This is a genomic window from Clostridium sp. (assembly GCF_051650885.1).
GTDB lineage: Bacteria > Bacillota > Clostridia > Clostridiales > Clostridiaceae > Clostridium.
The window spans coordinates 1-9,790 of record NZ_JBOFRG010000023.1; the positions used below are offsets into that span (position 1 = coordinate 1).

Here is a 9,790-nt window from a genome sequence, read left to right on the forward strand (position 1 = left end):
GGAACAGATGGAACTATTCCAAATATTAGCTCTATAAATTATTCCATAGTTTTACCTTCTGCAATTATCAAAAATAATACTCAAACTTCAAATATAGTTAATTTCATTTATGAATATGTGAAAACTTCTATAGTTAAATCTGTAGATAAACTTTATGCAACTAGAGGAGATATCCTAACTTACACTTTCTCTATTGGTAACACTGGAAATGCTCCTGCTATAAATGTTATTTTACAAGATACAGTTCCATTTGGCACGAGCTTTGTTTCTGGAAGTATTTTTTTAAATGATGTGCAAGTTCCTAGTACACCATCATATATAAATATCGGTAACATTAATCCAAATGAAATAAAAACCCTCACATTTAAAATACTTGTTAACTAAATTCTTTACCAAATTCATTTTAACAACTATGAAATTCTCTGAATACAATATCTAATGAAAGGAGATTGATTTTTATGGCATTAAATCTTAGATTTTCTCAAACTGGCCCATTAAAAATGGTCCATACTGGTAATACTGTTGGTATGTCTGCTAACAGTCTTTACTGTGCCACTGGTATTACATTAGACCCCAATTTAAATAGTGGTAACGGAATAACAAGTTCTTTTTCAGTGGATACTTATGCCGGAACTTCTACTGTCGGTACTAACTTAGGCTCTTGGGCTGTTTTGAATCCATCGCCTGCTGATGTTCCTCTTAATTCAACTGTAGTTTTTGCAGTTCTAACTCTTCAAAGCTACACTTATCAACCAAGTGGAAATGTAACTTTAATCGATTCAAATAGTGTTGCTCATACAGTAAATTTAAACTGGACTGACTCATATTCTGGTTCAGCAAATGTAACTTCTATTGTTCAAAATTCTGGACGTGGTTCTTACGCAGTTAAAAATATTTCATTTGCTGGTGGTTATGATGTTCATGGTATAGGCTGGGGACTTTTAATTGCTTATACTGAGCCTACTATGCCAATTAGGAATTTAAGTTTCTATACTGGTTTCATCCAAAATGGTGGCTCTGCAACAGCTTCTGGTTTTAGTACTCCAAGTTTTGGAATTGTTAAAGCTAGAGTATATGCTCAATCTGTAGAAGCCAATTATTTTGCTGGTGGAGATACTTTAACCTTAAATTCGGTAGCTTTATCTGGACCTTATAATCCTGCTACAAACTTTTTTAATAATCAAGTTTGTGACTATACAGGTCTTGTAACAACCATTGGTAGCTTTGCCCAATACAATGTGCCTCAACAAACTGGTACTACACCTTTTACAGGAACCACTTATGCAAGAGACATGTTTGATATTACAAATGTTAAAGCAGATGGTGCCCTTACTAACAATAGTACTTCTACAACAGTTGGAATTGGCTCCTCTGGTGATGTTCTTTTCTTAGGAATGCTTGGACTTGAAATAGATGCTAACCAAGCATATTTAACTCCTATTAAATATGTTGATAAAAGCATTACTTCCCCTGGAAATACTGTTATTTATACTTTAGTTTTAGTAAATGATGGTGGAACAGTTGCTTTAACTGGATTTGTTCAAGATACACTTCCTGCTAATACCACTCTTGTTCCAAATTCATTAAATGTAAATGGTGTTCCTAACAGTGGTAATATAGAAGCTGGTATTGATTTAGGCTCAGTCCCTTTTGGTACTGTCTACACAATTACTTATGCTGCTACTATAAATACTAATGCACCGATTACTGATACAATTAGTAATTTTGCTTATACTCAAACTACATTTAGATCAATAAACGGTGGTCCAATTTATTCTGCTGGAAGAGTTAGTAATACAGTTGATACGACACTATTTATAGATAACACAAGCATTATAAAGTCTATCGATAAATCAATGGCTTTTTCTGGTGATACCATAACTTATACAATTGAAATATATAACAACGATTCATTAAATGAGCTAACAAATATAAAATTTATAGATTCAATTCCAAACACTACAACCTTTGTTCCTAATAGTTTTTCTGTTAATGGAACTATTATTTCAAATACTACACCTCAAAATGGCATAGCACTTAATATTACAATTCCAAGTTTAACCCTTGCTACTATTTCATTTAAAGTTATCACAAATGGTACAATTGGAACTATTCCAAACACTAGCTTTATAGATTATTCAATAATATCACCAACTACGATTATAAATAATAATAATCTTTCTTCAAATACTGTAAATTTTATTTATAAATATGTGGATATAAATGCAACTAAGACTGTTGATAAAACCTTCTCTACTACAGGTGATACTCTAACCTATAGTTTTTCTATCACTAATCTTGGAAATTCTCCAGCTATAAATCTTATTTTAAAAGATACTATTCCAAATGGTACAAGCTTTGTTCCAGGAAGTGTTCTTTTAAACGGAATTTCCTCAACTGATGTACCTACTTCAATTAATATTGGTACACTTAACCCAAATGAACTAAAAACTATTAGCTTCAAAGTGCTAATTAATTAAATGGCTTTTAAAATTATCTCTTATTCAAATCTTAATAATATTTCCTTTTAAAAAAGGTAGTACAAAACATATGTACTACCTAAAAATTTCATTTAATTTAACTTTCAAACTTCCACTTACAAATATATCATTATTTTTGTAAACATCTTTGATTACATATATGTCATCTTCTAAATCGTATTGAATTATTTTTTTTAATCTCTCTACTATATTATATTTTAAGAAAGGTACTACAACTTTTGTAGCACCTTTCTTAAATTTCACCTATGAACTAGTTACTTTCCCTACTGGCAAAAGTAATTTTGATTTTTTTAATATTGGTAATAGTGCATTATATAGGAATGTTACTAATATTACAGATACAATTGCATTTATTAAAGTTGCTACTCCGCTTATTTTTGCTAAAATCAAGGCTGCATCTTGTGGCTGTCCTAAAACAAATTGTTTATAAAAGAATCCTACAACAGGATCTGCAACAACATTAAATGCTAAACCTCCAATAGCTGCAATTAAGCTCCATTTAAATATATACTTTTTATCATTATTTTCACTAATATGTGCAATTCTATGTGCAATTAATCCTACAATAAGTCCAATACATAATTTTAATATAAAGGTTTTAGGTGCAACAGTTATATAAACTGGGTCAATTAAATCTGCAATTGTCATTCCAACTGCACCTGCCATGCCTCCATACATTCCCCCAAGTAGTAGTGCCGCAAGTACACAAAAAGCATTTCCAATATGAAGGGATGTTGCATCACCTCCTGGAATTGGTATTTTTATTTGTAAATAGGTAAATGACACAAAACATAATGCTGCTAAAAGTGCCGTTTGAGTAAGTTTTTTAAATCTTACATTTTTCATTTTAAAAGCCCCCCTTAATCTATAAAATTTCTTAAACACATTCTATATCAATTAAGATTTTTTTCCAAATGTACGGGTACATTTAGGTTTAATATATGTCTTCTTCTTTTATAAAGGTTAAATCTTCTCTGTTTAAATCCTTCTTCTTATAAATTCTTTTTACTAAATTCATTTGAATTTTTTCATATAACTCTTCTATATAACGACCATTATTTGATGTATCTTTATCTTTAAGATATTCTTTTATCTTTTCTAAAGTTATTAAATCTAAAGTATATCCACCATTCTCAAGCTTTCCTAACAATATATCTGTTAACTCTTCTAGTGAATAATCTTTAAACTCTATATTGTGCTTAAACCTCCCCTTTAAGCTTGTATTCTCATCTAATAATTTTTCTATTCCCTTCTTTTCTCCACCTAATATAACTAAAATATTATCACCATAATTATCTATTCCATTTACAATCTCCCATATAGCCTCTCTTTCAAAGCCACCTTCTCCTACACTTAAAAGGTTTTGTGCATCATTAATATATAAAACTCCACCTCTTGCTTCTTTTATCTTTTTCCTTGTTTTTAAAGCTGTTTGCCCTACATATGGCGCTATTAAATCTCCTCTTGTGGCTTCTATAATATTTCTTGTACTTAAAATTTTATTATTATAGAAAATTTCTGATACAGTCTTTACAATAACCTTTTTACCTGTTCCTCTTCCGCCTTTAAAAATCATATTGTTTAAGTTTTTTTCTATAAATATGCCATGCTTTTTTCTTTCATTATCTATAAATAATTTTCCATCTAAAAGAGTTAAAAATTCCTTTACCTCACTTTTCCCTACAATCTTTTCTAAATTATCTTTAAGTGAAACTCTTTTTAATAATATTTCCTCTTCAATATCAGCTCTTTTTATTACATTTAAATCTATATCCTTATTTTCTTTTACTATCCTTAAACTTTGTTTTCTTATTACATCTTCAACTAAATTTCTTATCATTCTTCCATTTCCAGATGCTCTATCACTTCTAGATAACATTTCTTCTATTCTTTTGCTTAAAACTTCTTCTCCATCCTTTGAAAGAAGGAAGCCTCGCCCTTTAATCATCTTAAAAAATATCTCTTTAAGTTCATTTAAGTTATAATCATTAAATTCTAAGTAAAATGAGAATCTTGATTTTATCCCCATATTAGTTTCCATAAAATCATTCATCTCTTTTTTATAGCCTGTAAGGATAACTACAATCTCATTTCTATAATCTTCAATAAGCTTTACTATTGTATTTATAGCCTCCATTCCTGATTCATCCATCTCACCATTATAAAGAGAATATGCTTCATCAATAATTAAAACTCCACCTAAAGCCTTTTTAAAAACTTCTCTAGTCTTTTTCGCTGTTTGACCTTGATATTGTCCAACTAACATACTTCTATCAACTTCAACAACCTTTTCTTCTTTTAAGATTCCAAACTCTTTAAAAAGCTTTCCTATAAGCCTTGCCGCCATAGTTTTTCCTGTACCAGGATTTCCTGTAAAAATCATATTCAAGGCTTGCATATCATCTACTTCAATTCCATTTTGAACCCTAAGCTTTCTTGCTAAAAGAAGAGTATATTGCTCCTTAATTATCTTTTTAACTTCTTCAAGCCCTATAATATTTTTAAGTTCTTTTTCAATATCTATCTCTATATGTAATTCTTCTTTTCTCTTTCCATCTCTATTAAATCCATCTTTATTAAAGCCATATTTATCATAACCTTCTTTATCATAACCATTAAATTTAAAAACTTGATTTAAACTTAATCCATCTATATTTTTAGAGAAAGCATCAAATCCAAAATCATCATAATAAGTTCCATTTTTATGAATTCCTTTTTCATTGAAACCATTTTTATCATATATATTATTATCCATTTAATCTCACCAATCTTTTTTTACTTTTTCTTTATTGTATCACATCTGTTTTTCTTCTTTAAATTGATTAAAAAAATAAAAGCTATTTAAGTCAAATATACTCTAACTTAAATAGCTTTTTATCTATGCCTCTATTTTTATAAACTCTCTTTTATTTATAACCTTCAAAGCATCTTCCATTATTATACTATCTATATACTTTTCAGTTATGTCAGTTGCATATGCTTTTCTGCATACATCTTCCATATTTCTACTTGCTATATTTTCTATAAGCTCTCCAACTTCTTTTTGACTTAAAACATAATCAAAGCTAATTTTAGAAACTCCTTCTTCTATTAGCATCATTATTTTTTTAGAATCATCTTCAATAACCATATCCAAGCCTTTTCCTAAAATATTTGTTGCAGCCATACCACTAGTTACTCCTCCAATTATTCCTCCAATAGCTGTTCCTATTCCAGGACATATTGCAGTTCCTATTATAGCTCCTCCAACAGTTCCTACACCACCACCAACTACACCTGAGCCAGTTTTAGTTATGTTTTTAAATGCTTGCTTTCCAGATATTTCTCCCTTTACAAGTCTATTTATATCTACCATCGAAAGCATTGTTGTAGTTATAGTTCCTGTTACTATATTTCCTCTAAGAACCTTTGATAAGTTATTTGCAGCTGCTGCTCCATAAATAGGCTTAGCTGAAGAATCAACCATAGTTCTTAATGCATTTGCTATCTTTGCAGTTGTATTTGGGTCTAAAGACTTTACAATATAATCTGTTACTGGTCTTAATCCTTGCTCAATTCCTGTTCTTCCTATTTGTGCTGTTACAATAGATGTTGCCCAACTCATTCCACCAATTTTTATTCCTGCACTAAATGCCTGCTTTGCAGCATCTTCTTTACTTTCTCCATTCCAAATAGCTACAGCAAAGCTTATAATTGACGATATTCCAAAGGTTGTTCCAAAAACTCTAATCCCTTTAATTGCATCATACCCTATGCTCTCTATTTTTCCAAACTTAGCTACATTTTTAGCTCTGTCATAAGTAAAAATACCTTTTTTAATAATTTTCTTTGCATCTTCTGGATTAGTTACACCTGGTACTTGTCCACGTTTTATTCTTTCCTCCATAGCCTTTACAGCATCATCAAACTTATCCTTTGGTACTTCTATTTTCATTGGCTTTCCATCGCTACCAATATATCTAAATTTACCATTTTCAAAACATTCACCAACACATCTTGAACCTGTTTTACAGTATTTTGTTTGAATTTCAATACCATTTACAACTCTATCTGCACCATTTTTAGAAAAATCATTTCCAACTATTTTTGCATCCTTGCCTGTACATTTATCATATAAATCGTTAACCATTTCTGCTGCAAAACCATGTCCACGACTTCCATGCATCAATACATTATCAGAATAATTTTTAGCACTTATATTATTTCCATAATGTACTGTATGATTTTCTATATTTCCATTTAATTTTATTTCTTCTTTTAATTTATTTTTTATAAATTCCTTATTTACACTTTCCTTAGAATCTATTACATCATAATTTTTATATTTAACTTCTTCATAAAATTTTTTATGGCAATTCCCATAGTCCAAAGCATTTATCTCTAAATATTTTGCTATTTTTACAGAACTTCTTAAAAACTTAAGCTTTTCTTCTGAAATAAGGTTTTCCTTTCTCTTACCTATAGATAAAATTTTTAATATGAAATCCTCTCTAATAGCTTCTTTATATTCCATACTCCAATTTAACTCTTCTAAATCTTGTAATTCGATTTCTACATTATTTGAAAGTAGTTCAAGCATCTTATCCAACTTTCTTTTCACCTTCTATCTTAATTGCTCTACCACGCCCAAAACTTCTGCCATATCAAGCTTTATTTCTGCCATATGTGCAATTTCATTATCTTTATTAGCTTTTTCTTTTTCATAATCTAAAACTATTTTATCAACTTCTCTATCAAGACCATCAATAAATTTATTTATTTCTCCTTCTATAAGAGATTTATAATCTAATGTAAACTTATTTATATTTCCTTCTACCATTCCTATTGCATTATCAATAGCACTTTTTGCTGATGCTTGTATATTTTCCTTTAACTCTACTAAACTTGCCTTATATACAATCTTTGTTTTTTCTTTTACTGAACTCTTAGTTGCTCCTGCAAAGAATCCAAGTACTCCTCCTACAACTGCTCCAATTGTAGTTCCTAATATAGGCACTACAGAACCAATAGCTGCACCTACTGCTGCACCGCTTCCAATTCCAACTGTTGCACCTACTCCTGTAAACTCTGAATCAATATATGTTCCATCGCTTTCAGCCTGCTCTTCTAATCTTGCATTTGCCGATATTTCTATTGCTTCATTTATATCAAATTGTTTAGCAGTAAAGCTTATTTTTTCATTTGCTTCTTTAGTTGCTTCTTCTACTAATCTATTAAATTTTATATTTATATCATTATTTAAATCATTTTGGACATTTAAGCACTCTCTTTGAATTTTATCAACTTCAGAAACTAAACACACCTTTACAGCATTTAAACAATTTTGATTTATTGTTTGTATTCTTTCATTTATAACATCTTTGTCAGTATGTGATATATAATCATCTTCTGGAATTTGTTCTTCTAATACATCTGAAACTCTATATTCTAAATTTTCCAAGCTATCATAAACTGCCGCTTCAACGCTACTTAATCTTTCTACAGCAAGATTTTTTATATCTTCACTTTTACTTCTTAATTCTAAAACTTTTGCCTTTGCTGAGTCTGCAATTTCTTTTATTTCTTCTGAGCTTTTATTTAAAGAAATTATTTTACTTTCTGCTTTGCTTAAAATATTATTTGAAACTGCCTCAATTCTTGAAGTTGCATTTTTTATCATATCAGTACTAGCATTTTTAAATACTTCTGATATTATATCTTTTTCTATAATATTAATTCTGCTCATCTCTAATAAAGGTTCTGCAAAGCTAGCTGCCTTAGGTATAGTTTGAACCTCTTGGTCTCCAACTGTAATTATTACTGGGAATCTGCTACCATAATCTAACTCCATTTGCTTTTTCATCTCTTCAGTTGCAGTATTATTTATTACTGCTCTTGAAAGCATAGCTTGTTTTCCTGAGAAACCATACACTTTAGGTTCTGTAATAGCAGGTGCATATTCTTTTATTAATTGCTTAACAGAATCTAGTACCTCTTCTATTGTTCCATCCTTGCTACCGATACGAAAAATATATACATTTCTATTTAAATGTAGACATTATACTGTGATACAACTTATATCCTAAGACTTTCATTTTGTATCTTCCTTCTTCACTCTATCTGATTTTGCAAGTGATAAATCACATACTACTTTCATTTGGTATGACAGTCCAAAGGCTTAAATTCCCCAGTATCGATGGGTACATATTCAGAATCTATTTTTAGGTTAGATATTCTGAATTGAATAATTTGCTAAGTTAATACTTGCATTTAAATCTCTATCAATTTTAAGACCACAAGAGCATTTATATATTCTATCTTTGAGTCTTAAGTCTTTTTTGATATTTCCACAACAAGAACATTTTTTTGATGAAGGATACCATTTATCTGCTTCTACGAACTCTATTCCATATTTTTGGCACTTATATTGAATTTGTCTTTTAAATTCATATAAGCATTGCTCTGCAATAGCTTTCGCTAAGTGTTTATTCTTCATCATATTTTTGATATTAAGAGTTTCCATTACAATTTTGCTAGGTTTGGTTTTCGCTATCGCATTCGTGCTTTGGTGTAAATGGTTTATTCTTATATCAGTAAGTTTTTTATACAAATTATGAATCTCTTTATTCTGCTTTTGAATATTTTTCATATCTCTTAAAGGTTTTTTATAAACTGGCTTTCTATTTTTTGTGTGACTTGAAATATTATTTTCTATTTTTCTACTAAGTTTTCTTTGCTCTCTTTTGAGTTTCTTTTTCAAATACTTAACTCTTTTAGTTTTGTTAATATTCTTTTTAAACGCTCCATCTGAACAAACTGCAAGACTTTTTATTCCAATATCAATGCCTAAAACTCTATCTGTTAATTCTACAGGTTCAAATTCTACATTATATCCAACAGATAGAAACCAATTTTTACCATCAAAACTTATTCTAGGATTAGAATACTTTTCATCTTTTTTCAATTTAGGTAATGCTTGATATGTTTTAACAAAACCTATCTTTTCACCTCTGAAACCACCTTTAACCTTTTTAAGCGTTTCATAATTTACATAAAAACTAATTTTACTTTTTCTTCTGCTTTTAAATTTAGGTTTATTTGCTAATCCTTTAAACCATCTTTCTCTAGCTAGGTTTCCGTCTTTTACCCCTTGTTTCATAACATTACTACCAACTTCTTTAAGCCAAGTATGTGTTGTTTTCTTTAAAACATTGTTTATATGTTTTCTAACATCACTTTCCTTAATGCTCTTTTTATTTTCTTTGTAGTAATTTTCACTTTCTGATAAAAAGTAATTATAAGACCATCTA

At 29.5% G+C, this 9,790-nt stretch carries 8 protein-coding genes; 2 read left to right on the plus strand and 6 right to left on the minus strand.

The genetic code is table 11. The features are described from left to right. Positions 1 to 384 (plus strand): DUF11 domain-containing protein (locus ACRC28_RS00765; RefSeq protein WP_438541546.1); only part of this gene is annotated, 384 nt, incomplete at its 5' end. A gap of 74 nt (positions 385 to 458) precedes the next feature. Further along, positions 459 to 2,480 (plus strand): DUF11 domain-containing protein, encoded by a 2,022-nt coding sequence (locus ACRC28_RS00770; RefSeq protein ID WP_438541547.1) that lies wholly within the window; start codon positions 459 to 461, stop codon positions 2,478 to 2,480. Between the two features lie 75 nt (positions 2,481 to 2,555). On the opposite strand, the gene ACRC28_RS00775 is transcribed toward ACRC28_RS00770, so the two are convergent. From ACRC28_RS00775 to ACRC28_RS00800, 6 genes are all read right to left on the minus strand, one after another. Further along, positions 2,556 to 2,744, minus strand: coding sequence for a hypothetical protein (locus ACRC28_RS00775; protein WP_438541548.1), 189 nt, complete (start codon positions 2,742 to 2,744; stop codon positions 2,556 to 2,558). After that, the gene (locus tag ACRC28_RS00780; RefSeq protein WP_438541549.1) at positions 2,745 to 3,347 is read right to left on the minus strand and encodes an ECF transporter S component; all 603 of its coding nucleotides are present in this window, start codon (positions 3,345 to 3,347) and stop codon (positions 2,745 to 2,747) included. Between the two features lie 88 nt (positions 3,348 to 3,435). Continuing rightward, entirely contained in the window at positions 3,436 to 5,256 is a 1,821-nt protein-coding gene (locus ACRC28_RS00785) for an AAA family ATPase (protein WP_438541550.1), read from the minus strand. Between the two features lie 123 nt (positions 5,257 to 5,379). Continuing rightward, on the minus strand, positions 5,380 to 7,089 hold the full coding sequence (locus tag ACRC28_RS00790) for a hypothetical protein (RefSeq protein WP_438541551.1): 1,710 nt from the start codon (positions 7,087 to 7,089) through the stop codon (positions 5,380 to 5,382). Positions 7,090 to 7,104: 15 nt separating this feature from the next. Beyond that, on the minus strand, positions 7,105 to 8,412 hold the full coding sequence (locus ACRC28_RS00795) for a hypothetical protein (RefSeq protein ID WP_438541552.1): 1,308 nt from the start codon (positions 8,410 to 8,412) through the stop codon (positions 7,105 to 7,107). Between the two features lie 294 nt (positions 8,413 to 8,706). Then, positions 8,707 to 9,790: RNA-guided endonuclease InsQ/TnpB family protein (locus tag ACRC28_RS00800; protein ID WP_438541553.1), on the minus strand; the 1,084-nt coding region annotated here is incomplete at its 5' end.

Bases quoted from the DNA above. Each gene is read 5' to 3' on its own strand.
- ACRC28_RS00770 (WP_438541547.1), top strand. From the start codon at position 459: ATGGCATTAAATCTTAGATTTTCTCAAACTGGCCCATTAAAAATGGTC.
- ACRC28_RS00780 (WP_438541549.1), bottom strand. From the start codon at position 3,347: ATGAAAAATGTAAGATTTAAAAAACTTACTCAAACGGCACTTTTAGCA.
- ACRC28_RS00785 (WP_438541550.1), bottom strand. From the start codon at position 5,256: ATGGATAATAATATATATGATAAAAATGGTTTCAATGAAAAAGGAATT.